Origin of the sequence: Novosphingobium sp. UBA1939 (assembly GCF_002336885.1) — a bacterium.
Taxonomy (GTDB): Bacteria; Pseudomonadota; Alphaproteobacteria; order Sphingomonadales; family Sphingomonadaceae; genus Novosphingobium.
In genome coordinates this window covers 1-24,648 of sequence record NZ_DDFB01000091.1, presented here as the reverse complement: position 1 = coordinate 24,648, position 24,648 = coordinate 1, and the positions used below count along the sequence as shown (strand labels likewise).

The following is a 24,648-nucleotide window of genomic DNA, read 5'->3' as shown; positions in this document are numbered from 1 at the left end:
CTCAGAGGAACGGGCGCACCGGATCGGCGCCGTCCCAGTCCAAAGAGGCTTTCCAGAACCGCGTGAAATGCTCGTCCATGCCCGGCGTTGCCGGGATCAGCTCGAGAAACCCCGGCGCGGCCGCGTCTCCGCCTTCCAGATAGGCGACAGCGCCCCCGGTGGGCACGGCGGCACGGAAGGCCAGGCGATAGGCGCGTTCGAGGTATCCCGGCAGCTCCGCGTCCACATCGGCGCAGGCGATACCAAAATGATGGAAGCCATAGCCCCGCTCCTCGATCGTCTCGCGATAGACCGAGGGATGATCGTCGAGCGGCTGGATCAGTTCGATCTGCATATGCCCGGCAAAGCCCATCGCTATGGTGACATCGGCGCGCGAGGGCTCGCCCCGGTAGAACTGGTCCGGCGCCAGAAAATGGTCGAGCAGGAAGAACGGGCCAGCCCCGCAATCGCGTATGAAATGATCGATCGACGCGCGGATGTCCGCGACGACGAACGCCGTCTGCATGATCCCGCCGAATGGCTGCCCGAACCCTAGTTTCGTCATGCCCATGCTTCCTTCATGCACGGGCGATTCCACCGGATTACCGGCGGAACACCCGTCCCTCGTCCCTGTCGCGGCCACCGTCTTTCCCGGCGGTGGTCCGCAGCGTCAGCGCCCGTTCAGAGCGTAATCACGACCTTGCCGAACAGGCTGGCCGATCCCTGATAGTTCCAGGCATCGCGCGCCTGTTCGATCGGGAACGTCCGGTCGATCACCGGCTTGATCGCGTGCTTGTCGACAAAGGCGTTGAGCCGTTGCGCCATGCCGCGCGATCCCACGAAAATTCCGCGCAGCGTGGCGCCCTTGAACATCAGCGCGTGCGGACTGGTATCGCCTTCGCGCGTCAGCACGCCGATCAGCGCTATCTCGCCCGCGAAACCCACTGCCTGTATGCTCTGCGCCAGCGTGCCCGCGCCACCGACCTCGACGACGTGATTGACACCGCCACCCGCCAGCCGCGCGGCTTCCGCGCCCCACGCGGGCACCGCGCGGTAATTGATCCCTTCGGTCGCACCCAGCGCGCGGACCCGATCCAGCTTCTCGTCGGAGGACGAGGTGGCGATCACGCGCGCGCCGGCTGCCTTGGCGATCTGGAGCGCCAGCAGCGATACGCCGCCGGTGCCCAACACCAGCACGCTTTCACCGGCCTGCACCGGACGCGGCCCTTCCATCAGCGCGTTCCACGCGGTCACACCGGCGCAGGGCAGGCAGGCCGCCTCCTCGAAGCCCAGGCTTTGCGCCAGCGGCACCACGCCCCGTTCGGACAGGACCACATAGTCCTGCAACATGCCCGTTGCCGGCGGAGCGCCAAGCGCCGGGCCTGCCTGCGGATTGGGCGGGCCATCGGCCCAGTTCTGGAAAAACGTGCCGGCCACGCGATCGCCGACGCGAACGCTCGTCACGCCGGCACCCACCGCCTCGACCTCGCCCGCGCCATCGGACAGGGGAACCGTGTCGCGATCGACCGCTCCGCCCATGTACAGTCCCAGCGGGATGATCTGGTCGCGATAGTTCAGCGAACAGGCCCTGACCCGAACCAGCACTTCACCCGGCCCGGGGACGGGCTTTTCCGCCTCAACGAGCTTCAGCCCGTCGAGCGAAGAAGACCCCTTTTCGATCACCCACTGCCGCATCGTGCCTTTCCTCTCCCGCCAAGCAGTCTCGCCGAAGCGGCTGGCGTAATTAATCAGCAACGCAAACGGATTTCACTGTACGAAACTTATTTGTCCTTCCCTTCGATCTCGAGCCCGATGATCCGTGCGGTCCGGCGCAACGCTTCGAGATTGCGTGCGATTACCACCTCATCCGCTCCCCGCCGCGCGGGCCACGTCACGTTGATCGCCGCGACAGGCGTGCCTTCGACGATGATCGGCACGGCCATGGACCGGCGGCCATCGCGCAGCACCAGTTGCCGCGACCGGTCGGGCCACGGATGCAGCGGCTCGCGCGAGGCGTGGCCGCGTTGGCGCGTCTGCTGCAGGATCTGGCGCAAGTCTTCCTCGGTTCCCTCGCTCGTTTCCTTCGGTCGAAGCCGCGCGATGATCGCCTCGCGCTCGGCCTCGCCGCACGCCGCCAGATAGGCCCGGCCCGTCGCGGTGTGGATATAGGACAGCTTTACCCCCACCGGCCCCAGCACCGCCGAATCGAGTCGGAACAGCGGCCCGTTGGTCTCGATGATCTCCATGTGATCGAGCCGCGGCACGGCCAGGACCGAAGGCCAGGCGATCCGCGTGCTGAGCGCCTTCATGTGCTGCGAGGCGACTTCGGCGATGCGCTCCGCCGAAGCGACCGGGGCCGCCGTCGAGGCATAGGCGTGCGGCAGATAGGCGCCATCGGCAAGGCGCTGCCAGATCAGTCCCTTACGGCCCAGCGTCATCAGCATGCGCAGCAAGGTGGCCTTGGGCAAGCCAAGCGCCTGGTGCAATTCGTGCAGGCTGGCCGCTTTGCGCGCCTGCACTTCGAGCAGCACGTCCAGCCCGCGTTCAAGCGCGCGGACGGTCTTGACCTTCCGTTCCAGCATCATCCCCGTTTCACCTTATGCAACGCAAAGTCGCCAAACCATCGTGCAAAGTCAATCGCGCTGTCGCAGCTTTAAGGCGGGAGACACGCCCCTGGGGGCCACAATGGACGGCAAGATGGACAACAAGCCAAGCGTCCTGCTGATTATCACGCAGGATACCAAGGAAGAGGAAGCCCGCTTCGCGCGGGCGGCGCTGGAAGAAGCAGGCGTGCGCGTGGTCCATCTCGACCCCAGCGTACGGCGCACCCTGGGCGGTGCGGAGATTTCACCCGAAGATGTGGCCGCCGCCGCCGGCACCACGATCGAGGCGGTGCGCGGGCTGGGCCACGAAGGGCATTGCCAGGACGCGATGATACGCGGCGCGGTCACCGCCGCTCATGCGTGGGATGCTAAGGACCCGATCTCGGGCATTCTCGCCATCGGCGGTTCGATGGGGTCGGCGCTGGCCGGCGCCCTGATGCAGAGCTTTCCCTATGGCCTGCCCAAGCTGATCGTCTCGACGATGGCCTCGGGCTTCACCAAGCCTTACATGGGCGTGAAGGACATCGCGATGATGAACGCGGTGACCGATATCGCCGGCATCAACACGATCAGCCGCGACGTGTTCCGCAACGCCGCTTTCGCCGTGGCCGGCATGGCCAAGGGCTATGACCGCGACAAGGGGCCGGAGCGCCCGCTGGTGCTGATGACCACGCTGGGCACCACCGAAGCGGGCACGCGCCGCATCCGCCAGGCGCTGGAAGCCGATGGCTGCGAAGTCATGGTGTTCCATTCCTCGGGCGCGGGCGGCCCCACGCTCGATGCGCTGGCGCAGGACAAGGACGTGGCGCTGGTGCTCGACCTTTCGGTCACCGAGATCATTGACCACCTGTTCGGCGGCCTTGCCGATACCGGCCCCGATCGCGGCCGCCCCGCCCTGCGCAAGGGCATTCCCACGATCATCGCGCCGGGCAACGCCGATTTCATTATCGGCGGCCCGATCGACGTTTCGCGCGTGCAGTTCCCCGACCGGCGCTATCACGAGCACAATCCGCAACTCACCGCCGTCCGGACCAAGCTGGAGGATTTGCGCAAGGTGGCGGATCATCTTGCCGCCAACGTGCGCGAGGCGAAGGGACCAGTGCGCGTGTTCACCCCGCTGGGCGGCTTCTCCAGCCACGACAGCACCAGCGGGCACCTGATGGACACCACGGTGCCCGCGCCGTTCGCCGAATATCTGCAACAGGTGATGCCGGCCAGCGCGCCCGTCACCGTCATCGACGCGCATTTCAACGACGAAGCGTTTGCCGACGCCATCATCGCCGCCGCGCGCGAACTTCTGGAAGCCAAATGACCGAAGATCTGCCCCTTACCGCCGAGGACGTCGCCGAGATCGTCGCCATCCTCGAAAGCTCCGGCTATCGCGAAGTCGATATCGCGACCAACCGCTTCCGTCTGCGCGTGGCGCGCGGCGATGGCGCGCAATCCGGCTTCACCCAGGAATGGCAATGGGCCGGCGCGACGGGCGCCGGCGAGGCCAGCACCGGTGAAACCGTCGGCCCCGAAAGCGACCCGGACGCCGTTCTCGCGCCGCTGCCCGGCACGTTCTACCACGCGCCGCAACCGGGCGCGCCGCCGTTCGTCCAACCGGGCGACAACGTGAATGCCGAAACCGTGGTCGGCATTGTCGAGACGATGAAGCTGATGAACCCGGTTCATGCCGGCCGCAGCGGCGTCGTCGCCGAAGTGATCGTGCCCAACGCGACGATGGTCGCCAAGGGCCAGGCGCTCGTGCGGCTGGCATGATCCGCAAGCTGTTCATCGCCAATCGAGGCGAGATCGCGCTGCGCGTGATCCGCACCGCGCGCCGCATGGGCATCGCCACGGTGCTGGGCGTGTCCGAAGCGGACGCTTCTTCGCTGCCCGCCCGCCTTGCCGACGAGGCGGTCGTGATCGGGCCGGCGCCTTCGTCACAAAGCTATCTCGTGATTGATCGGGTGGTATCCGCCGCGCGCGATGCGGGGTGCGATGCGGTCCATCCCGGATACGGCTTCCTGTCGGAGAACGCCGCGTTCGCGCGGGCCGTGGCCGAGGCGGGCATGCGCTTCGTCGGGCCGGACATCGCCACGCTGGAGGGCATGGGCGACAAGCTCGCCGCGCGCCGGCTGGCGCTGGAAGCCGACCTGCCCGTGCTGCCCGGCGGCGAAGCGGAAACCGCCGAGGCCGTGCAGGCCCGTGTCGCGGAAACCGGCTTTCCCCTGCTGCTGAAGGCCGTTTCCGGCGGTGGCGGCAAGGGCATGCGCCGGGTCGACCGCGCCGAAGACCTCGACAGCGCGCTGGCGATGGCCCGCGCCGAGGCGCAAGCGGCATTCGGCAACCCGGCGGTCTATGTCGAGCGCTTCGTCGCGCGCGGCCGCCACGTCGAAGTGCAACTGCTGGGCGACGGGCAAACCGCGCTCCACCTCGGCACGCGCGATTGCTCGATCCAGCGGCGGTTTCAGAAGCTGGTGGAGGAAGCCCCTGCCCCGGCCATGCCCGAAGCCGCGCGCGCGGCGATCGAGGACGCGGCGGTCCGCCTTGCCCGTCATCTGCGATACCGGGGCGCGGGCACGGTCGAATTCCTTGTCGATGCCGACGATTTCTCGTTCTACTTCCTCGAACTCAACGCGCGTATCCAGGTCGAGCATCCGGTGACCGAAGCGATCACCGGCATCGATCTGGTGGAGCAGCAGTTGCTCGTCGCCGCCGGCAAGCCGCTGGGGCTGACGCAGGCGATGGTGCGCCCCGAAGGCCACGCCATCGAGGTGCGCATCAACGCCGAGGACCCGGATGCCGATTTCCGCCCTTCCCCCGGCCGCGCCATGCGGGCGGCCTGGCCAGCGGGACCGGGCATCCGCGTGGACACGCACATCGCCGACGGAGGGGAAATCCCGCCGTTCTACGATTCGCTGATGGGCAAGCTGATCGTTCATGGCGCCACCCGGGGGGAAGCGGTGGACCGTCTGGCCGATGCCTTGTCCACGCTGGCGATCGACGGGCTGCCCACCACCGCATCGCTGCACCGCCGCATCCTGGCCGATCCCCGCTTTGCGGCGGGCGGCGTAGATACGGGATTTCTTGTGGGGCTTTCCGGAGGGTTGGGACAATGACCGAACTGCGTCTCGTCGACGTTACCATGCGCGATGGCAACCAGAGCCTGTGGGGGGCCACCGGCCTCGATACAGCGCAGATGCTTGCCGCTGCCGCGCTGACCGAAGCCTGCGGTTTCCGCGCGATCGATTTCACCTCGTCCAGCCACATGGCCGTGGCCGTGCGCTATTTCCGCGACAACCCGTGGGAGCGTATCCGCCGGATGCACGCGGCGATGCCCACCACGCCCTTGCAGTTCATCACCACCGGCCTGCGCTTCATCGCCTGGCAGCAAGCCGACCCCGAGTTCATGCGGCTGGTCTATCGCCAGCTCCAGCGCGACGGGATCGGTCGCTTCGTGCTGCTCGATCCGATGCACGAGGTGCCGGCCGTGATCGAGGCCGCCCGGCTGGTGAAGCAGGAAGGTGAAGCGGAGGTCATGTGCGCGCTGACCTTCACGCTCTCGAACATTCACACCGATGCGTTCTACGCCGATTTCGCGCGTGCCGTGGGCCAGAGCGCCGATATCGACCTGTTCTATATCAAGGACCCGTCCGGCCTGCTCTCGGTGGACCGCGCGCGCACGCTGGTGCCGGCGGTGAAGGCCGCGATCGGCAACCGTCCGCTGGAAATCCATGCCCATACCACGATCGGACAGGGGATGCTCTCGAGCCTGGAAGCGGCAAAGCTCGGCGTCTCCGCGATCCACGTCGGCATCGGGCCGGGGGGCGACGGGTCTTCGCTGCCCGAAGCCAACCGGATGCTGGCAAACCTGGAGGAAGCGGGACACGCGGTCGCCATCGACAAGGCCGCGCTCGCCAGGCTGACGCAATACTGGACGCGCCTTGCCGCTGCCGAAGGCCTCCCCCCGGGTCAGCCGCAGAACTTCGATGCCAGCTTCCTGCGCCACCAGATCGCCGGCGGGGTAATGACCACCACCGCGCGCCAGCTCGACGAACTGGGCCTGTCCGACCGGCTGGGCGCGGTGATCGCGGAAACCGAGCAGGTGCGCGCGGAGCTGGGCTATCCGATCATGGTCACGCCCTTCCCGCAGATGGTCATGAGCCAGGCGCTGTTCAACGTGATCGGCGACCGCCGTTATGCGCAGGTATCCGATCAGGTGGTGCGCTATTGCCTGGGCAAGTTCGGCAAACCGACATCCCCCATCGATCCGCAAGTCCTGGCGGCGATCATGGACCGGCCCCGCGCGCGCGAACTGGAGCACGAGCCCACCTTCCCCGCGCTCGCCGACTTGCGCCGCCAGTTCGGCGTGCATCTGTCCGACGAGGAGTTCCTGCTGCGCGCGGTGATGCCGCCCGAACAGGTCGATGCCATGCAGGCGGCGGGGCGTTCCCGCCCGGGGTATACGCCCCAGGCCGCGCCGATGCTCGCCCTGCTGCGCAAGCTCGCCGCGCAACCACAGGCGCGCGACATCGTGATCGAACGGCCGGGCTTCCGCCTCGCCCTCCATGCCGGAGCCGCCGCATGACTGTGTCGAAGGACGTATCCGCCCGCCTGCGCGATGCCGCCGGCTACGTGTTCGACATGGACGGCACGATCGCGCTGGGCGATGCCGCCAGTGGCGGGCACAAGGCCCTGCCCCATGCGATTGCCGTTCTGGAAGGGCTGAAGGCGCGGGGCACGCCCTATGTCGTCTTCACCAACGGCACGGCCAAGCCGCCCGCCGCCTATGCCGCATCGCTGCGCAAGGCGGGATTTCCGGTGGAGGACAGGCAGATGCTTACTCCCTCCTCGTCCACGGCGGACTGGCTGAAGCGCTCCGGCGTGGGGAAGGTTCGCGTGCTGGGCAATGCCGGTTGCCGCGCGCCGCTCGACGACGCAGGGCTCGCTGTGGTGGGGCCGGACGAGGCGGCCGAGGGGGTGGAAGCGGTCTATACCGGCTGGTTCCGCGAGTTCGATTTTGCGGCGCTGGAAGCCGCCTGCGATTCGCTGTGGAAGGGTGCGAGGCTACTGACCGCCAGCAACGTGCCGTTCTTTGCGACGGCCAGTGGCCGCGCCATCGGCGCCAGCTATCCGATCAACGCGATGCTGACCGCGATGACCGGCAAGCGCCCGCGCATCCTGGGCAAGCCTTCGCGCGTCGCGTTCGATACCGCGCGGTTGCTGATGGGCCTGCCGCGAAGCGCGGCGAAGCATATGGTGGTGGTGGGCGATGATCCGGCGCTGGAAATGCGCATGGCCAATGCCGTAGGGGCGCTCTCGGTCGGCATGGCCACGGGGATCATGGCGAAAAGCGACGACTTGCCCGAGCGCGACCGGCCCGCCGTGTTGCTGGATAGCCTGAAGCCGCTGCTGGATATCCTCTAACGCCGTTTTGCCGTGGGAGCGTGGAAATCGGGCGGCTTGCCCGAAACCCATGCTACGAATTTCGCGATCACCGGATTGGCCCGCAGCGTGTCGGCATCATGGCCGATGCGCGCGAGTTCCCCGTTGCCGAACTGGGCGTGCAGCGTGCGGTGGCAGATCGGATGGACGGCCACGGTCTCGCGCCCGCCCCGGCTTTTCGGTACCGGGTGATGCCATTCGATCCGTCGTCCCAGCGGCCGTTCGCACAACCAGCAGCAGGCCGCCGCGTCGCTCACCGGCCCGGTCTGGCCGGCGCGTCGGCCCGCCCGGCGTTCCACAGGTACAGCCCCGCCGCGACGATCACCGCGGCGCCGAACAGCGCGGTGGCATCGGGGCGCTCGCGAAACAGCAGCCAGCCGAAGAAGCCAGCCATCAGCAACTGCACATAGGTCATCGGCGCGATCGTCGCCGCGCCGGCGCGGGTGGTCGCCATGTAGACCAGCGTGTGGGCAAGGCTCGCGCTGCAGGCGATCAGCACCGACCGCGCCGCCACGCTCCATTCCGGCACGCCGATATGCAACATCGGCAAGCCGCTGAAATGCCCGATGATCGCGGCGGGTACCAGGATCAGCGTGCCGAAGAACGCCACGCTGAACTGCATCGCCAGCGCGCTGGCATGGCCCGCCACCGCACGGTTGCCGATCATCAGCAGCGCCATGCCGATGGCGGAAAGCAGCGGCAGGAACGCCACCGCGCCCAGTGTGGCAAGATTGGGCCGCAGCACGATCAGCACGCCGGCGAAAGCGAAGGCGCTGGCGATCCACGTCGCGCGCCGCATCGGCTCGCGCAGGATCAGCGCGGCAAGCAGCCCGGTAATCATCGGGCTGGTGAAGGTGATCGCGGTGGCGGTGGCGATCGGCATCAGAAACAGCGCGGTGAAGAACGCCATGGCCGATATCGCCACGCCCCCGCCCCGCAGCATTTGCCAGCCGGGCCGCGCCATGCGGAACCCGGCCCGCCCTTCGCGCAGCGCCAGCACCACGCCCAGCCCGATCACGCCCGCGACATAGCGCAGCGCCGCGATAGCCAGCCCCGGCCACAGCCCGGCCATTGACTTGACGACCGCATCCCCGACCGAAAGCAGCGCGAACCCGGCGAGCGCGAACAGGAGGCCGGATGCTTCACGTGATCGATGGTCCACTAACGCGCCTTTACGCTGATGGGGGCACACCGGTGCCGTTCATCCGCCTTTCGATTTCAACGCATTTGCGGGTTCGCTTCAGCGAACGGGCTGCGCAGGGCGCGCTCTCACCGGTCGGAACACGAAATGCTGGAGCGCGAGATAGACAGAAACGGCAAGAAAAGGAACGAGCAATGCTTGCGCGACCAGGGGGTGAAATCCCAGCCGTCCCAACAAGGTCAGTGCGAGACTGTTGACGCAAACCTGAACCGTATAAACACCCAGGAACCGTGGCAGCAGGGCAAGATCGCGGTTGGCAAAGACATGCTTGCCGATGGTGTGGAAATTGAACGCGACACCCAGCGCCGTTGCAGCGACCACAGCGGTCAGTCTTGACGCTCCCAGCAAAATCAGGCCTACGAACAGCGCATAGCCGAAAGCGGTGTTGATGCCGCCCACGATCAGGAAGCGAAACCAGCTTGGCAGGCGTTCGAACATTCTGCCAATCTGCACAGATCGGGTTAAGACGGCATAAATTGCGCGTGCCTAGGCTGGCATGTCGGAGGCTATGGACAGCAACAACCAGATGATCGCCGGATGACCTCACCGCTATCGCAAACGCCCGTCCGCGCTGATCGCCTGGCTTCGCTTCCAGGCCACTGGCTTCTTGGCATGTTCGCCGGCTGGCTCGCGGCCGACCTCGTGCTGCTTTCGGCTTTTCTGGGCTTCACCTCGCCCCTGTTGCTTGGCCTGCAGGCGCTGGCTTCCAGCCTGCTTGTCTTCGGCCTGACAAGAGGCGCCCGGCAGATCGGCCCCATCCCGCTCCGCAGGATCGGGTTTTGCGTGGCGATCGCGTTTGTTTTGCTTCTTCTCGGTGGCGAAGGGCGGCTGTTCTACGCCAACATCGACTGGCAGGTTCGCGATGCCGTGCTGCGCGACATGGCCATTCATCCATGGCCGTTCGCCTATCTCTACCAGGGCGAGCCGTTTCTGCTGCGCGCGCCTATCGGCATGTATCTGCTACCTGCCCTCGCCTGGAAAGCCTGGGGCGAAACGGCGGGGGGGGTGACGCTTCTGGTCCAGAATGCCCTGCTTCTCGGAGGGCTGCTGGCGCTGGCGTCGCCGCTTTTCGACAGCCGCCGGGCCCGCTGGATCGCCCTGATCGTCGCGCTGTGCTTCGGCGGGCTGGACATTGTCGGCAATGCCATTGTCGGCCCGCGCTTCATCGATCATCTTGAAGGCTGGCTTCCCGGCTTTCAATTCAGCTCGTTCATCACGCTGGCGTTCTGGGTGCCTCAGCATGCCCTGGCGGGTTGGCTTTGCGGCCTGCTGTTCCTGCTTTGGCGGGTCGGCAAGCTGGACATCGGCGTGTTCTTTGCCGTAGTTCCGTTGACCGCGCTGTGGTCGCCGCTGTCGATGATCGGCGCGCTGCCCTGGGCGGCGCTGGCGGGCGTGGAGGCCTTGCGGCAGGGAACGCTTTCGTGGCGATCGCTGGTACTGCCCCTCGGCGCCTCCGCCCTGTCGCTTCCTGCGCTCGCGTACCTGGGCATGGCGGGCGATAACGTCGGCATACGGCTCTATGCCTACGATTTCCCGCGGTACGCCCTGTTCGAAGCGCTGGAAGCGCTGCCCTGGCTGGTGCCCGTGATGGCGGCAAGCCGGCAATCCCGCTTTGGCCGCTACACGGCAACGCTGGCGGGCGTGGTGCTGCTGATCATACCGCAAGCGCAGATCGGCTGGTCGATCGACCTGATGATGCGTGGCGCGATACCCTCGCAAACCGTGCTCGCCGTGCTGGTTGCAGAAATTCTCGCGGCATCGCCCGACGGGAGCGCGCGCGGGCGGCATTGGTGGCTGGCCGCGATGCTGGCGCTTGCGGCCTGTACCGGCGCCTCCGAGATAAGCCGCGCCTTCCGGTTTGCGCCGGTGGGGCACGGCCGCTGCAGCTTCTTCAAGGCGTGGGACCAGGGTTTCGCGCGCTATCCCAAGGGCAGCTATCTGGCGCCCCTGGGCAAGGTTCCCCCGCGCCTGCTTGGCCAGCGCGTCAGCATCGTGCCGGTCGTCGAACCCGATGCGTGCTGGGATGGCGTATGGCGCCGCCCCGTCGGGGTTTAGCTCAGCGCGCCGAAACCACGGCGTAGAGGGAAAGGCCGATGGGCATCCTCACGCGCCCGAGCAGAAAGCGCTCCAGCGCGAACACCGCCTGCAATGCTCCGTTGAGAAGCCGGCCCGGCATGTCGTCCAGCGGCGCATCGTGACCACGCACGCGCTGCGCCTGCCGCTGCAGCCACGCCAGCGGGAACAACAGCGAGTTGAAGTAGCCTATTTTTTCTACTTTCAGCCCGGCGTCGGCAATGCACGTACGCAAGGTTTCCAGCGTATAGCGCCGATGATGGTGGTGGATTTCGTCGTGTCTTGACCACAGCGACGGAATCGCCGGGACGGTCAGGATCAACCGGCCTTCGCTGCGGAGCAGATCGCCCAGGCGTCGCAGCGACGAACGGTCGTCCTCGATGTGTTCGAGCACGTCCAGCAAGGCGATCAGGTCATAGGAGCGATCGGGCAGCTCAACGCGATCCGGCAGCGCGCCGAAACCGATGTCCGCGACACCCTTGGCGGAGGCAAGATCGCGCGCGCCATCATCGAATTCGAACGCCTCGAGATGGCCATAGCGGGCCAGCAGGGCAAGGTTGCCGCCTGTTCCGCATCCGGCTTCCAATACCTTCGCGTTGCGCGGCGGCAATGCAAAACGGTCGATCAGGCTAGCGATGATGCGCCGACGGGCGACGAACCACCAGTGCCGTTCCTCCACCGCATTCATGCCCGCATAGGCGGCCTGGTCCACGCTTCTTCCCTTTCGCTGGAGCCTTGATCCGGCTCTGCCGCACTGTCCTGTTCAACGACATACAGGGGCCTCTGCCGCACTTCCTTGGCGATACGGCCGATATATTCCCCCATGATTCCGATGCTCAGCAGCTGGATGCCGCCCAGCATCAGCACGCTGATCATGATCGACGCATAGCCTGGCGTGTCGATGCCGGTTATCAGCGTGTGCAGCACCAGAAATGCCGCATAGGCAAATGCGCCAAGGGCGGTCACGCCGCCAACATATGTCCAGATCCGCAACGGCGCCGTGGTCGAAGCCGTTATCCCGTCGAGCGCGAGGCTCCAAAGCCGGCGCCAGCGCCATTTCGTTTCACCGGCATGGCGCTGCGACCGGACATAGTCCACCGTCGCGACCCGGAAACCCACCCACGCGAACAGGCCCTTGTTAAACCGCGCGCTTTCGCCAAGCCGGTTGATGACATCGACAGCCGCCCGGTCGAGCAGGCGATAGTCGCCCACATTCTCGGGGATAGGTGTTTCAGCCATGAGGTTGACCGCGCGGTAAAACCCATGCGCCGTCCAGCGCTTCAACCGGCTGTCGCTGGAGCGGTCGACGCGGCGGGCATTGACGACTTTCGCACCCGCCACCCACTCGCGTACCAAGGCTGGCAGCAGTTCCGGCGGATCCTGCAAGTCGACGTCCATCGGCACCACGGCCGCCCCGCGCGCGTGCTGCAAGCCGGCCGCGATCGCGGCTTCTTTGCCGAAATTGCGGGACAAGCGGAGATAGCGGACGCGCGCGTCCAGCCCGGCAAGGATCGCCAGCATATCCGGCGTGCGATCGCTGCTGCCATCATCCACGAACAGCAATTCCGCCGAAGCGTGCGCCCCGATAACATCGAGCGCCTGCGCCAGCGGCATCCGAACGGCATCGAGAAACGCGCCAAGGCTTTCCTGCTCGTTGAAGACCGGAATGATGATCGTCAGTTGGGGTGGCATGGCATCTCCGCCCGACGTTCTAGCGCCGGATGGTTAACCGGAGGTAATTGCCGCGGGACGCTTTCGCCGTTTTCCGCTGACGGATCTCCGCGATGGGTGCGTACTGGCCATGCCCCTCGCCCGGTTAGGAATTCCTGAACGTTTCCCGATTATTCACCGCGTTTGCATAAGGACTGGTGACCTTCTTCCTCCATTTTCCGGAAGGGGTCGCAAGACGGGATCTATTTAATGAGCGCTTTTGGGCGAAAGAACGGACTTGGCGGCGGCGGTTCCATGCGGCCTTCCTTCGGTGTCGCGCGGCCCATGCGGGCTGGCGAACAAGCTCCCGCGGGCCAGCCCGCGCCAGCGAGCCAACCGCCGGTCGGTGGCCAGCAGTTCCCGCCCCTTCCTGCCGAATCCGAAAGCGCCGCGCCGCAGAACCCGATGAAGGCGGATGCGATGACGCGCCTTGCCGATCGCGTCAACGGCGTCCACGAAAGCACGTATCAGGCCGAAGGCTTCGAAGCCTCGGTCCACAAGATCAAGGAACAGGTGCTGCCGCGCCTGCTCGAACGCGTCGATCCCGAAGCCGCCGCCACGTTGACCAAGGACGAACTGTCCGAGGAATTCCGCCCGATCATCATGGAAGTGCTGGCGGAACTGAAAGTCACGCTCAACCGGCGCGAACAGTTCGCGCTGGAAAAGGTGCTGATCGACGAACTGCTGGGCTTCGGTCCGCTGGAAGAACTGCTCAACGATCCTGACGTGACCGACATCATGGTCAACGGCCCGGAACAGACCTACATCGAAAAGAAGGGCAAGCTGACCATCGCGCCGATCCGGTTCCGCGATGAAAGCCACCTGTTCCAGATCGCGCAGCGCATCGTCAACCAGGTCGGCCGCCGCGTCGACCAGACCACGCCGCTGGCCGACGCGCGCCTCAAGGACGGCAGCCGCGTCAACGTGATCGTGCCGCCGCTCAGCTTGCGCGGCACTGCCATCTCGATCCGTAAGTTTTCCGAAAAGCCGATCACGCTCGACATGCTGCGCGATTTCGGTTCGATGTCCGACAAGATGTGCACCGCGCTGAAGGTTGCCGGTGCGTGCCGCATGAACATCGTGATCTCGGGCGGTACCGGTTCGGGCAAAACGACCATGCTCAACGCCCTGTCGAAGATGATCGATCCGGGCGAGCGCGTGCTGACGATCGAGGACGCGGCCGAACTACGCCTGCAGCAGCCGCACTGGCTGCCGCTGGAAACCCGCCCGCCGAACCTGGAAGGTCAGGGCGCCATCACCATCGGCGATCTCGTCAAGAACGCGCTGCGTATGCGCCCTGACCGGATCATCCTGGGCGAAATCCGTGGCGCCGAATGCTTCGACCTGCTGGCCGCGATGAACACCGGCCACGATGGTTCGATGTGTACGCTGCACGCCAACAGCCCGCGCGAATGCCTGGGCCGTATGGAAAACATGATCATGATGGGCGACATCAAGATCCCCAAGGAAGCCATCAGCCGCCAGATCGCGGAATCGGTCGATCTGATCGTTCAGGTGAAGCGCCTGCGCGATGGTTCGCGCCGCACCACCAACGTGACCGAAGTGATCGGCATGGAAGGCGACGTGATCGTGACGCAGGAACTGTTCAAGTTCGAATATCTGGACGAGAGCGAGGACGGCAAGATCATCGGCGAATTCCGTTCGACCGGTCTGCGCCCCTACACGCTGGAAAAGGCGCGCCAGTTCGGGTTCGACCAGGCCTACCTCGACGCCTGCCTCTGATCGGCTGCCGCCGGTTCAGGCGGTGTGGAACCAGTCGCGCGCGGCCAGGCCGAGCGCGACGCAGCCGATCATCATCGCCAGGAAATAGATCGTCGTCCACGGCATGAAGCCGACGGCGTCGGGGTCGCTGCGGCGCAACCGCCGGCGGTCGGCCCACCACGCGATCATTGCCAGCAGAATGGCTACACCCCCGATCGAACCCATCGTCACCGCGTCGTCCATGCGCCGAAGATGGGAACGAAGCGCTTGATCGCAAGCCCCGTGCGCCTATGGGCAAGCGCATGGACCGCATGAACCGACCGATCCTGGCGCTGGGGTTGCGCCTGGCCGCCATGGCTTCGCTCTCGGTCATGCTGATGCTGGTCAAAGTGGCGGGCACCCGCGGCGTAAGCCTGCCGGAAACCCTGTTCTGGCGGCAGTTCTTTCCCGGCCTGATGCTGCTCGGCTATCTTGCCGCGCGCGGCCAGCTTTCCGTCCTCAAGACGCAGCGGTTGTGGGTTCATGCCCGCCGCGCGGCCTTCGGCGGCTCCGGCATGTTCCTGACCCTGGGCGCGGTGATCCTACTGCCCCTGGCCGAATCCACCGTGCTGGGCTTCACCGCCCCGATGTTCGCGGTGATCCTTGCGGCGGTGGTGCTCAAGGAACCGGTGGGCTGGGTGCGCTGGTCGGCCGTGATACTGGGGCTGGCGGGCATCCTTGTGATCGCGGGGCCGAACCAATCGCATCTCCCGCTGTTCGGCATTGCCGTAGGCGTGGGCGCGGCGTTCATGGTCGCGGTGATCGCCATCCAGTTGCGCGATCTGGGGCGGACCGAACAACCGCTGACGGTGGTATTCTGGTTCTCCGCTTTCACCTCGCCGGTGCTGGCCCTGTTCCTGCTGCGCACCGGCGTCCACCATGACGCGGCGGACTGGTTGATCCTGTTCGGCATCGGCCTGTCCGGCCTGATCGGCCAGATCTTTCTCACCGCCGCGCTGCGTTATGGCAGCGTATCGAGCGTGATCGTGATGGATTATTCCGCCTTCGCCTGGGCCACGCTGTGGGGCTGGCTGGTGTTCGACCATCTGCCGCCCGCCTCCACCTGGATCGGCGCGCCGATCGTGATCGCCGCCGGGCTGATCATCGCCTGGCGGGAACACCTGCTGCATCGCCAACGCGCGGGCGACGCGCTGACCGCATAACCGATCCACCGGCGGAACCGCTAGCCGTTCCGAACGTTCCAGCGGTTCATCACCGCCAATGCGGTGTTCGGCTATTTACGAGAGGAGATTTCCGATGATCCGCAAGATCGTTCTCGCGACGGTTCTGAGTGGAATGGTGCTGGGCACCGCCGCCTGCAACACCGTGAAAGGCGCCGGCCGCGACATCGAGTCGGTCGGCCAGGCCGGTTCCGACGCGATCCACAAGTAAGTTCAGAACAAAGGCCGCCGGTCACCCGGCGGCCTTTGCGCACGGAAGGTCGTCAGTCCTTCCACACCAGCTTCGGCTTGCGCGCGGCCAGCGTTTCATCGAGCCGCCGACGTGGAGCCAGGTGCGGCGCGCTCTTTAGCAGCGGATCGCCTTCCCGCGCGCGCTCGGCCAGCGACCTCATCGCCCCGATGAACTGGTCCAGCCCCGCCTTGCTTTCGGTCTCGGTCGGCTCGACCAGCATCGCGCCGTGGACCACCAGCGGGAAATAGACCGTCATCGGATGGAAGCCCTCGTCGATCAGCCCCTTGGCGAGATCGAGCGTGGAGAACCCTTCCGCGAAACCGTCATCGCTGAACAGCGCTTCGTGCATGCAGGGGCCGGCTGCGCCGAACGGCGCTTCCAGCACGTCCTCAAGCCGGCGCAGCACGTAGTTGGCGTTGAGCACCGCGTCGCCCGAAACCTGCCGCAGCCCATCCGCGCCGTGGCTCAGGATATAGGCCAGTGCGCGCGTGAACATGCCCATTTGGCCATGGAACGCGCACATCCGACCGAAGCCTTCGGGATGGATGCCGGGCGCGTCCTCTTCCTCCACCAGCCGCACCGAACCATCGGCCTGCCGCGCGGTGAACGGCAATGGCCCATAGGGCGCGAGCGCTTCCGACAGCACGACCGGCCCTGACCCCGGCCCGCCCCCGCCGTGCGGGGTGGAGAACGTCTTGTGCAGGTTGATGTGCATGGCATCGACGCCAAGGTCGCCCGGACGCACGCGCCCGACGATGGCGTTGAAGTTCGCCCCGTCGCAATAGACATAGCCGCCGGCCGCATGGACCGCATCGGCGATCGTCTTCAACTCGCGCTCGAACAGGCCACAAGTGTTCGGGTTGGTGATCATCACCCCCGCCACGTCCGGCCCGAGCCGCGCGGTCAGCGCCGCGACATCCACGCGGCCGTCCTCGGTCGCCGGGATGTTCTCCACGCGATAGCCGGCGAAGGCCGCCGTGGCAGGATTGGTGCCGTGCGCGCTTTCGGGCACCAGGATCACCTCGCGCGCGTCGCCCCGCGCTTCCAGCGCGGCGCGGATGCACAGCAGCCCGCACAGTTCGCCATGCGCGCCCGCCTTGGGCGTCATCGCCACGCCGTGCATGCCGGTCAGCTTGATCAGCCAGTGCGCCAGTTCGTTGATCACCTTCAGCGCGCCCTGCACCGTCTGCTGCGGCTGCAACGGATGGACATCGGCAAAGCCCGGCATCCGCGCCACCTTTTCGTCCAGGCGCGGGTTGTGCTTCATCGTGCAGCTTCCCAGCGGGAAGAGTCCCAGGTCGATCGCGTAGTTCTGCCGCGACAGGCGGGTATAGTGCCGCACCGCTTCCGGCTCGGACAGGCCCGGCAGATCGAGCCGCGCCTTGCGCCGGAATGCGCCCAGCGTGTCGGGCAGGTCCGGCGCTTCATCGAAATCGACACCGCACCGGTCGGCCGCGCCGATCTCGAACAGCAGCGGTTCCTCCAGATGCAGCGCGCGGTTGCCGGTGAAAGTCGTCACCGCCGCGCTATCGCCCTGATCGGCGGACATGGCCGGGCGCCAGCCCGCGGGATTGAGGTCGTTCATGCCAGCACCTCCTCAAGCGCCGTACCCAGCGCGTCGATGTCTTCCGCCGTCGTGCATTCGCTGGCCGCCACCAGCAGACCATTGGCGAGCGCCGCTTCGCCCGGATAGAGCCGGCCCAGCGACACGCCGCCCAGCACCTTCCGCTCCGCCAGATCGCGCACCACCTGCCGGGCATCGCGCGGCAGGGTCACCGCGAATTCGTTGAAGAACGCGGTGTTGACGATTTCCACGCCCGGCACGTGCGCCAGGCGATCCGCAGTGGCGCGCGCGCGCGCATGGCTAAGGTGTGCCATGCGCTCCAGCCCGGTGCCGCCCAGCAGGCTGAGATGGATCGAGAACGCCAGCGCGCAGAGGCCGGAATTGGTGCAGATGTTGCTCGTCGCCTTCTCGCGCCGGATGTGCTGTTCGCGCGTCGACAGCGTCAGCACGAAGCCACGCCGACCTTCGGCGTCCACGGTTTCGCCGCAAAGGCGGCCGGGCATCTGGCGCACGAACTTCTCGCGGCAGCCGAACAGGCCAAGGTACGGCCCACCGAACTGGAGGCCGACGCCGAGCGACTGCCCTTCCCCCACGACTATGTCCGCGCCCAGGGCACCGGGGCTTTCAAGCAGGCCCAGCGCGACCGGTTCGGTCACCACCGCCACCAGCAGGGCGCCCTGCGCCTGCGCGGCGGCCGCGATCCGCGCGAGATCGGGAATGCGGCCAAGCACGTCGGGATACTGCACGACGACGCAGGCCGTGTCCGCGTCGATCGCGGCGATCACGGCGTCGTCATCCGCCGCTGCGGCCAGCACCGGCGCAGAGGTCACCAGCGCATCGCCGGTAAAGCGCGCCATGGTGCGCGCGGTCTCGACGTAGTGCGGGTGGAGGCCGCTCGAAAGCACGGCCTTCTTCCGCCGCGTGATGCGGCCCGCCATGGTGATTGCTTCCCAGCACGCGGTCGACCCGTCGTAGAGCGAGGCATTGGCGATGTCGGTCCCGAACAGGCGTGCGACCTGGGTCTGGAACTCGAACAGCACCTGCAAGGTCCCCTGCGCGATTTCCGGCTGATAGGGCGTGTAGGCGGTCAGGAACTCGCCGCGCTGGATCAGGTGGTCGACGCTGGCCGGCACATGGTGGCGATAGGCGCCCGCGCCCAGGAAGAACGGTGCTTCGCCCGCCGTCAGGCTTTCGGCGGAGAGCCGCGCCATGTGGCGTTCCACCGCCATTTCGCTGGCGTGGAGCGGCAGGCCGGGGATCGGCCCCGCCTGCCGCGCTTCGGCGGGCACGTCGACGAACAGGTCGTCGATCGATCCCGCGCCGATGACCGACAGCATGGCGCTGCGATCATTCTCGCTCAGGGGAAGATAGCGCATCCGGTCAAAGCCCCTCGACGTAGGTCTTGTAGGCGGCTTCGTCCATCAGGCCTTCCAGTTCGGCGGCGTCGGACAGCGTCATGCGCCACAGCCAGCCATCGCTTTCGGCAGCGGTGTTGACCAGTTCCGGCTCGTCTTCCAGCGCGGCATTGGCCTCGCTCACCGTACCCGAAACGGGTGCATAGACGTCCGAGGCGGCCTTGACCGAATCCACCACCGAGGCGCTGTCGCCCTTGGTCACCGCCGAACCCGCCGCCGGCAGTTCCACGAAGGTGATGTCTCCAAGCTGGCTCTGCGCGTAGTCGGTGATGCCAACGGTGGCATCGCTGCCGTCAACGTCGATCCACTCGTGGTCCTGGGTGAAATAGCGGGGCATCAGGCGGCTCCTTTGCGGTGATAGCGGTGGGGAACGAAGGGCATGGGCGTGACGGTGGCCGCGATCTTGCGGCCGCGCACGTCGATGATGAGCTGGGTGCCCGGCCGCGCCAGTTCGGCGGCGACGGTGGCCATGGCGATGGGCTTCTCCAGGCTGGGCGAAAAGCCGCCGGAGGTGACGCTGCCGACCTCGGCCTCGCACCACAGCACTTTCGCGCCCTCGCGCGCGGCCATCCGGCCTTCGAGCACCAGGCCAACCCGGCGCGTGACGCTGCCGGTATCGATCAGCGGCAGGATGCGGTCCGCGCCGGGAAAGCCCCCGTCACCGCGCCGGCGCTTGTTGATGCCGAACAACAGGTCCGCGCTCACCGGGTCCACGTCCGGCGTCATGTCGTGCCCGTAGAGCGGCAGGCCGGCTTCGAGCCGCAGCGAATCGCGCGCGCCCAGGCCGATCGGCTTCACTTGCGGTTGCGCGCAGATCAGGTCGGCGATCGCGGCGGCGCTTTCGGCCGGCACGGCGATCTCGAACCCGTCCTCGCCGGTATAGCCCGAGCGGCTGATCCACGCGTCCACGCCGCCCAGCGTGAAGCTGGCGCCGCGCATGAAGCTGAGCGCGGAAAGCGCGTGTTCGCCACCCACCAGCGGAGCGAGCGCGGCGAAGGCTTCCGGCCCTTGCAGCGCGAACAGCGCGCTGTCCGCCAGGTGCGTGAGCGAGACGGCTTCGGGCAGGTTTGCGCGCAGATGGGCGATGTCGTCGTGCTTGGTCGCGCCGTTGACCACCAGATAGAAGCCCGTGCCCCAGCGCGTGACCATCAGGTCATCCAGAATGCCGCCATTGGCATCGAGCAGCAGCGAATAGCGCACCCCGCCCAGCGGCAGGGTGGACAGGTCGATCGGCAGCACCGCCTCGATCGCGGCTTCGACGCCTTCGCCCGCGATATAGAGCTGGCCCATGTGCGAAACGTCGAAGAACCCGGCGTGCGCGCGCGTCCACAGGTGCTCGGCGATGATGCCTTCGTACTGCACCGGCATCCAGTATCCGGCGAACGCGACCATGCGGCCGCCACGCGCGCGGTGCCAGCCATCGAGCGGCAAGGTCAGCGGCCCGGCGTCGGGCTCGCTGATTTCATCCGGTGAAATTTTGTATGTGTCGCTCACAAAATCGGTCTCCGTACAGTCTGGCACCCATCGGTGCCCCCTCTGTCACGGAAACCTGAGAGCTTTCCCCCGCCGCCCGCACGGGCTGGCAAGGTTACCCCTTCGGCGGCCCTTTCCTTGCGGCAAGGACACTTTCCAGAGCGTCGCTATCGACCAACGCGGTCCTGAAGCCTGAGAGATTCCGGGGCGGTTGCTCCTTCGGCGTCCCGCGATCCGACTGGCGAATCGCGGGAACTCTCCCGCGCGATCAGCGACCTGTCCATTTCGCGCCGCAGCAAGGCCAAGTCAATCCGCGCAGCCGCCCTTTGCGGCTGAACTTATCCGCAAGGCAGGCTAACGGTTCCGGCGCCCGATGCTAACGCCGTGTGGCGCGCAGGATCGCGTCGTGTTCGTGCACGAAGCGCCCGTCGGGCTTGATCCCGGCAAGGCCAAGGATTGCCTCCGCCACCACGGAAGCGCGGATGGAGCGGTACTTGCGCAGCGAACCGTGCAGACACAGGTCCGCCGCCGGGCTGGCGATCATCGCCACGCGTTCCCCCATGCGCAACGGCCCTTCGCGCCGCCCACGCAGCAGCCCGGGGCGCAGGATGTCGAGTCGGCCGAAACGAAGCCGCGACAGCGTGTCCTCCACCTCACCTTTCACGGAGAGATAGAAGTTCTTCGACGCCAGTTGCGCGCCGACCGAGGATACCGCGATCAGCTGGCGCACCCCGGCCTCGCGCGCGGCGCGGGCGCAGGTCAGCACCAGATCGTGATCGACCGCGCGAAACGCGTCCCTGTCCCCGCCTACGGCGCGGATCGTGGTGCCGAGCGCGATCACCGCCACGTCCGCGCGCGCGGCGGCGATGGCATCGGGCCAGTAATCCGGATCGGACAGCAGCATTTCCATGCGCGCGCCCGGTGGCAACGGCACTTCGCGCCGGGCGATGGCGATCAGCCGCTGGCCGCGCCGGCCCACCGCCTTTTCCATCACCTGCCGCCCGACCATGCCCGTGGCGCCCAGCAGCGCGATGCGCGTTTCGTTAGACATTGCTCAGGCCCTCGGGAGCGCTGCCGAACAGACGTGTGAAGCTGTCTATCGCATAGCGGTCGGTCATCCCCGCAATGAAATCGGCGACATGCCGGCTGCGGCCTGGCTCGCCTTGCGGCATCTGCCGCTGCCAGCTTTCCGGCATCCGCGCAGGGTCCTCGGCATAGGCCGTGAACAGCGCGGCGATCACCGAACACGCGCGTTCCGCCGTGGCGATCTGTTCGGGGTGGTAATAGAGCCGGTCGTACATGAAGCGCTTGAGCGCGCGCTCCTCGTCCGCCATCCCGGCCGAGAAACCGGCCAGCGCCAGCGGCGCGGCGCGCACGTCCTCCGCCGTTTCGGCGCCGCTTCCGATCAGGCGCCGGCGCGTTTCCGCGATCACGTCGTTGACCATGCGGCCGATCTGCCCGCGCACCAGCTCGCGCTGCAGGCGATCACGCTGCCCACCCGGAAAGCGCCGTTCGATCGCGCGCCACTGGTCGGCGATGGAGGGCAGTTCCAGCAGCTCGTCGATCGTCAGAAAGCCGGCACGCAGGCCGTCGTCGATGTCGTGGTTGTCATAGGCGATGTCGTCCGCCACCGCCGCCACCTGCGCTTCCAGCGAAGCGCGCTGCCCCAGATCGAGCGGGAACGCCGCGTCGAGTTCAGCGAGCGCCCAGGTCGGCGCGTGGACGGGGCCGTTGTGCTTGGCGAGACCCTCCAGCAGCTCCCACGAAAGGTTCAGCCCCTCGTGCCCGCAATAGGGGCTTTCCATTCGCATCAGCACGCGCAGCGTGTTGGCGTTGTGGTCGAACCCGCCGTGGTCCGCCATCGCGGTTTCCAGCGCGTCCTCGCCGGCGTGGCCGAACGGCGGGTGGCCGATGTCGTGCGCCAGGCACAGCGCCTCGGTCAGATCCTCGTCCAGCCCCAGCGCCCGCGCGATCACGCGGCCGATCTGCGCCACTTCCAGGCTGTGCGTCAGCCGCACGCGGTAATGATCGCCATCGGGCGCGATGAACACCTGCGTCTTGTGGCGCAGCCGGCGGAACGCGATCGAATGGATGATCCGGTCGCGATCGCGCTGGAATTCGCTGCGCGGGCCGCGCGTCGTCGACGGTTCAAGCGGGTATTCCCGTCCGCGCGACCGCGCCGGATCGCTGGCATAGGGCGCGCGCGTGGCGGTCACGGCAATCGGCTACCCGCCCAGGATCCAGTCGACCGCCGCTTCGGCGTGGATCGCGGTGCCGTCATAGATCGGCAGCACGTTGGCATCGACATCGATCACCATGTCCAGTTCGGTGCAGCCCAGCACGATAGCCTGCGCGCCATCGCGCTCCATGTTGGTGATCATGGTCTTGAACGTACGCTCCGCCGATCGCGTGGCGCGGCCCTGCATCAGTTCCTCGTAGATGATGCGGTCCACTTCCTCCACGCTGTCCATCACCGGGGGCAGCAGCGTTACGCCATGTTCGATCAGCCGCTTGCGATAGAAGCTTTCGATCATCACGTTGCGCGATCCGATCAGCGCCGCCGTCTTGACGCCATTGGCCTGCATCTTTTGGCCCACCACGTCGGCGATGTGGATCACTGGCACCTGCACCGCGCCCGCCACCTTGTCGTAAACCTTGTGCATCGAATTGGCGCCGATCAGGATCGCGGTGGCGCCGGCCTGCTCCAGCCGCTGCGCGCTGGCCGTCAGCACGTCTGCCGCGTGATTCCACTGCTCGGGCGTGGACAGGCGGACAAGATCGGTGAAATCCAGGCTTTCGATCAGCAGCGGCGCGCTAGCCAGCTTGCTCGTCCTCGCCTGCACCAGACGGTTGATGTGCTCGTAATAGGTGCGGGTAGAAACCCAGCTCATGCCGCCGATAAGGCCGAGTTTACGCAAAGTCAGATCTCCCGGGGAATGCGACCACCCTCGTCGCCCCGGCCTTACGAAAGGGCGTGCGCCCCGTCCAGCGGGAGAGACACGGAATCCGGCGGATTGTGCCTCGGCCCGCCCCCGCGAGGGAACGCCTTACCGGCGCTTCTCCGGCGCAAGCCCCACCGCGCACAGCGCCGCCGAACTCGCCGTCACCTCGATCGCCTGCGCATCGCCCACCCGGCGCACCGCCGAAACATAATCGAACAGCGAACGCTTATCGCCCTTGAGCTGCTTCAGCTTCTGCAACTGGCCAAGCGAAAGCCGGTCGGTCATCCGCGTCGCCATGCAGGCCGAATTGGCTTCGGACAGCCCCGCATCCATCATCGCGCTCTTGACCTGACCATAGGCCAGCTTGGACGGCGCGCAGGCAGCCAGTGCCAGCGCGCCGGTCAGCGCGGCGAACATCCCGATCCGGCGCATCAACGTGCCTCCATCAGTGGGCCAGCGCCTTGACGATATCCTCGACCATCTTCTTGGCGTCGGCGAGGAGCATCATGGTCTGGTCCATGTAGAACACGTCGTTGTCCACGCCGGCATAACCCACGCCGCCCATCGAACGCTTGATGAAGAAGATCGTCTTGGCCTTCTCCACGTCGAACACCGGCATGCCATAGATCGGGCTGGACTTGTCGGTCTTGGCGGCCGGGTTCACCACGTCGTTGGCGCCGATGATGAAGGCTACGTCGGCCTGCGCGAACTCGCCCTGGATGTCCTCCAGTTCGAACACCTCGTCATAGGGCACGTTGGCTTCGGCCAGCAGCACGTTCATATGGCCGGGCATACGCCCCGCCACCGGATGGATCGCGTACTTCACGTTGACGCCGGCCGCCTTCAGCTGGTCGCCCATCTCGCGCAGCACGTGCTGGGCCTGCGCCACCGCCATGCCATAGCCCGGGATGATGATGACGCTTTCGGCTTCCTTCATGATGTAGGCCGCGTCCTCGGCCGATCCGCGCTTCCACGGGCGCTGTTCCTTGGCTGCGCCGCCCGCGCCGCCGGCTCCCGCATCCGCGCCGAAGCCGCCGGCGATCACCGACAGGAAGCCGCGGTTCATCGCCTTGCACATGAT

Annotated in this window: 27 protein-coding genes and 2 riboswitches; of the genes, 9 read left to right on the top strand and 18 right to left on the bottom strand. The window is 66.7% G+C overall.

All coding sequences use genetic code 11. From position 1 onward, the window contains the following. Position 1: 1 nt before the first annotated feature. The 3 genes from B3547_RS12015 to B3547_RS12005 all read right to left on the bottom strand — a co-directional run bounded on the left by B3547_RS12015 (position 2) and on the right by B3547_RS12005 (position 2,564). A complete protein-coding gene (locus B3547_RS12015) occupies positions 2 to 544 on the bottom strand; it encodes a VOC family protein (protein WP_125955486.1) in 543 nt (180 codons plus the stop codon). Positions 545 to 660: 116 nt separating this feature from the next. After that, entirely contained in the window at positions 661 to 1,674 is a 1,014-nt protein-coding gene (locus B3547_RS12010) for a zinc-dependent alcohol dehydrogenase family protein (RefSeq protein WP_292963412.1), read from the bottom strand. An 86-nt stretch (positions 1,675 to 1,760) separates the two neighbouring features. Then, positions 1,761 to 2,564, bottom strand: a complete 804-nt coding sequence (locus B3547_RS12005; RefSeq protein WP_292963410.1) for an IclR family transcriptional regulator domain-containing protein — start codon at positions 2,562 to 2,564, stop codon at positions 1,761 to 1,763. 112 nt (positions 2,565 to 2,676) lie between these two features. Here B3547_RS12005 and B3547_RS12000 point away from each other — a divergent pair, with 112 nt between their 5' ends. From B3547_RS12000 to B3547_RS11980, 5 genes are read left to right on the top strand one after another with little or no spacing between them, the layout of a single operon-like run. Beyond that, positions 2,677 to 3,894, top strand: a complete 1,218-nt coding sequence (locus B3547_RS12000; protein ID WP_292963407.1) for a Tm-1-like ATP-binding domain-containing protein — start codon at positions 2,677 to 2,679, stop codon at positions 3,892 to 3,894. After that, the gene (locus B3547_RS11995; RefSeq protein WP_292963405.1) at positions 3,891 to 4,346 is read left to right on the top strand and encodes an acetyl-CoA carboxylase biotin carboxyl carrier protein; all 456 of its coding nucleotides are present in this window, start codon (positions 3,891 to 3,893) and stop codon (positions 4,344 to 4,346) included. The genes B3547_RS12000 and B3547_RS11995 overlap by 4 nt, the downstream gene beginning before the upstream one ends. After that, on the top strand, positions 4,343 to 5,689 hold the full coding sequence (locus B3547_RS11990) for an acetyl-CoA carboxylase biotin carboxylase subunit (RefSeq protein ID WP_292963400.1): 1,347 nt from the start codon (positions 4,343 to 4,345) through the stop codon (positions 5,687 to 5,689). The genes B3547_RS11995 and B3547_RS11990 overlap by 4 nt, the downstream gene beginning before the upstream one ends. Next, entirely contained in the window at positions 5,686 to 7,158 is a 1,473-nt protein-coding gene (locus tag B3547_RS11985; RefSeq protein ID WP_125955450.1) for a biotin carboxyl carrier protein, read from the top strand. Before B3547_RS11990 ends, B3547_RS11985 begins: the two co-directional genes overlap by 4 nt. Further along, entirely contained in the window at positions 7,155 to 7,997 is an 843-nt protein-coding gene (locus tag B3547_RS11980; protein WP_292963394.1) for an HAD-IIA family hydrolase, read from the top strand. Before B3547_RS11985 ends, B3547_RS11980 begins: the two co-directional genes overlap by 4 nt. Here B3547_RS11980 and B3547_RS11975 read toward each other — a convergent pair. From B3547_RS11975 to B3547_RS11965, 3 genes are all read right to left on the bottom strand, one after another. After that, on the bottom strand, positions 7,994 to 8,272 hold the full coding sequence (locus B3547_RS11975) for an HNH endonuclease (protein WP_124807420.1): 279 nt from the start codon (positions 8,270 to 8,272) through the stop codon (positions 7,994 to 7,996). The genes B3547_RS11980 and B3547_RS11975 overlap by 4 nt on opposite strands. After that, positions 8,269 to 9,177 carry a DMT family transporter gene (locus tag B3547_RS11970; RefSeq protein WP_223806403.1) on the bottom strand — a complete coding sequence of 303 codons (909 nt, stop codon included), beginning with the start codon at positions 9,175 to 9,177 and terminating at the stop codon, positions 8,269 to 8,271. The genes B3547_RS11975 and B3547_RS11970 overlap by 4 nt, the downstream gene beginning before the upstream one ends. 78 nt (positions 9,178 to 9,255) lie before the next feature. Next, complete coding sequence (locus B3547_RS11965) at positions 9,256 to 9,654, bottom strand: GtrA family protein (RefSeq protein WP_158453982.1); 399 nt, start codon at positions 9,652 to 9,654, stop codon at positions 9,256 to 9,258. Positions 9,655 to 9,828: 174 nt separating this feature from the next. On the opposite strand from B3547_RS11965, the gene B3547_RS11960 reads away from it, so the two are divergent. Beyond that, complete coding sequence (locus B3547_RS11960; RefSeq protein WP_292963387.1) at positions 9,829 to 11,271, top strand: hypothetical protein; 1,443 nt, start codon at positions 9,829 to 9,831, stop codon at positions 11,269 to 11,271. A 1-nt stretch (position 11,272) separates the two neighbouring features. Here B3547_RS11960 and B3547_RS11955 read toward each other — a convergent pair whose 3' ends face one another. Together B3547_RS11955 and B3547_RS11950 are read right to left on the bottom strand one after the other, a co-directional pair. Next, positions 11,273 to 12,001 carry a class I SAM-dependent methyltransferase gene (locus B3547_RS11955; protein WP_292963385.1) on the bottom strand — a complete coding sequence of 243 codons (729 nt, stop codon included), beginning with the start codon at positions 11,999 to 12,001 and terminating at the stop codon, positions 11,273 to 11,275. Continuing rightward, positions 11,974 to 12,981 (bottom strand): glycosyltransferase family 2 protein, encoded by a 1,008-nt coding sequence (locus B3547_RS11950; RefSeq protein ID WP_292963383.1) that lies wholly within the window; start codon positions 12,979 to 12,981, stop codon positions 11,974 to 11,976. The genes B3547_RS11955 and B3547_RS11950 overlap by 28 nt, the downstream gene beginning before the upstream one ends. A 228-nt stretch (positions 12,982 to 13,209) precedes the next feature. On the opposite strand from B3547_RS11950, the gene B3547_RS11945 reads away from it, so the two are divergent. Continuing rightward, positions 13,210 to 14,742: a CpaF family protein gene (locus B3547_RS11945; RefSeq protein ID WP_190287042.1), complete on the top strand. Its 1,533-nt coding sequence runs from the start codon at positions 13,210 to 13,212 to the stop codon at positions 14,740 to 14,742. 15 nt (positions 14,743 to 14,757) lie between these two features. Here B3547_RS11945 and B3547_RS11940 read toward each other — a convergent pair whose 3' ends face one another. Continuing rightward, positions 14,758 to 14,964 (bottom strand): hypothetical protein, encoded by a 207-nt coding sequence (locus B3547_RS11940; RefSeq protein WP_124807426.1) that lies wholly within the window; start codon positions 14,962 to 14,964, stop codon positions 14,758 to 14,760. Positions 14,965 to 15,032: 68 nt separating this feature from the next. Here B3547_RS11940 and B3547_RS11935 point away from each other — a divergent pair, with 68 nt between their 5' ends. Beyond that, positions 15,033 to 15,923, top strand: a complete 891-nt coding sequence (locus B3547_RS11935) for a DMT family transporter (protein WP_233497704.1) — start codon at positions 15,033 to 15,035, stop codon at positions 15,921 to 15,923. Positions 15,924 to 16,017: 94 nt separating this feature from the next. Continuing rightward, positions 16,018 to 16,152, top strand: coding sequence for an entericidin A/B family lipoprotein (locus B3547_RS11930; RefSeq protein ID WP_124807428.1), 135 nt, complete (start codon positions 16,018 to 16,020; stop codon positions 16,150 to 16,152). Between the two features lie 52 nt (positions 16,153 to 16,204). On the opposite strand, the gene gcvPB is transcribed toward B3547_RS11930, so the two are convergent. From gcvPB to B3547_RS11885, 9 genes are all read right to left on the bottom strand, one after another. Further along, the gene (gcvPB, locus tag B3547_RS11925; protein ID WP_292963375.1) at positions 16,205 to 17,758 is read right to left on the bottom strand and encodes an aminomethyl-transferring glycine dehydrogenase subunit GcvPB; all 1,554 of its coding nucleotides are present in this window, start codon (positions 17,756 to 17,758) and stop codon (positions 16,205 to 16,207) included. Further along, entirely contained in the window at positions 17,755 to 19,113 is a 1,359-nt protein-coding gene (gcvPA, locus tag B3547_RS11920) for an aminomethyl-transferring glycine dehydrogenase subunit GcvPA (RefSeq protein ID WP_292963373.1), read from the bottom strand. Before gcvPA ends, gcvPB begins: the two co-directional genes overlap by 4 nt. Positions 19,114 to 19,117: 4 nt before the next feature. Next, entirely contained in the window at positions 19,118 to 19,489 is a 372-nt protein-coding gene (gene gcvH, locus B3547_RS11915; protein ID WP_292963371.1) for a glycine cleavage system protein GcvH, read from the bottom strand. Next, the gene (gene gcvT / locus B3547_RS11910; protein ID WP_292963368.1) at positions 19,489 to 20,646 is read right to left on the bottom strand and encodes a glycine cleavage system aminomethyltransferase GcvT; all 1,158 of its coding nucleotides are present in this window, start codon (positions 20,644 to 20,646) and stop codon (positions 19,489 to 19,491) included. Before gcvT ends, gcvH begins: the two co-directional genes overlap by 1 nt. A gap of 32 nt (positions 20,647 to 20,678) precedes the next feature. Beyond that, positions 20,679 to 20,795, bottom strand: a riboswitch (glycine riboswitch). Then, positions 20,796 to 20,898, bottom strand: a riboswitch (glycine riboswitch). Positions 20,899 to 21,001: 103 nt separating this feature from the next. Continuing rightward, a complete protein-coding gene (locus tag B3547_RS11905; protein ID WP_125955440.1) occupies positions 21,002 to 21,676 on the bottom strand; it encodes an NAD(P)H-binding protein in 675 nt (224 codons plus the stop codon). Next, a complete protein-coding gene (locus B3547_RS11900) occupies positions 21,669 to 22,841 on the bottom strand; it encodes a deoxyguanosinetriphosphate triphosphohydrolase (RefSeq protein WP_292963365.1) in 1,173 nt (390 codons plus the stop codon). Before B3547_RS11900 ends, B3547_RS11905 begins: the two co-directional genes overlap by 8 nt. Before the next feature lie 9 nt (positions 22,842 to 22,850). Further along, complete coding sequence (locus tag B3547_RS11895) at positions 22,851 to 23,543, bottom strand: aspartate/glutamate racemase family protein (protein WP_124807435.1); 693 nt, start codon at positions 23,541 to 23,543, stop codon at positions 22,851 to 22,853. A gap of 129 nt (positions 23,544 to 23,672) precedes the next feature. Continuing rightward, positions 23,673 to 23,999 (bottom strand): hypothetical protein, encoded by a 327-nt coding sequence (locus tag B3547_RS11890; RefSeq protein ID WP_124807436.1) that lies wholly within the window; start codon positions 23,997 to 23,999, stop codon positions 23,673 to 23,675. Positions 24,000 to 24,012: 13 nt separating this feature from the next. Then, positions 24,013 to 24,648, bottom strand: a 636-nt coding sequence (locus tag B3547_RS11885) for an NAD(P)(+) transhydrogenase (Re/Si-specific) subunit beta (RefSeq protein WP_292963361.1), incomplete at its 5' end; no start/stop codon positions are given.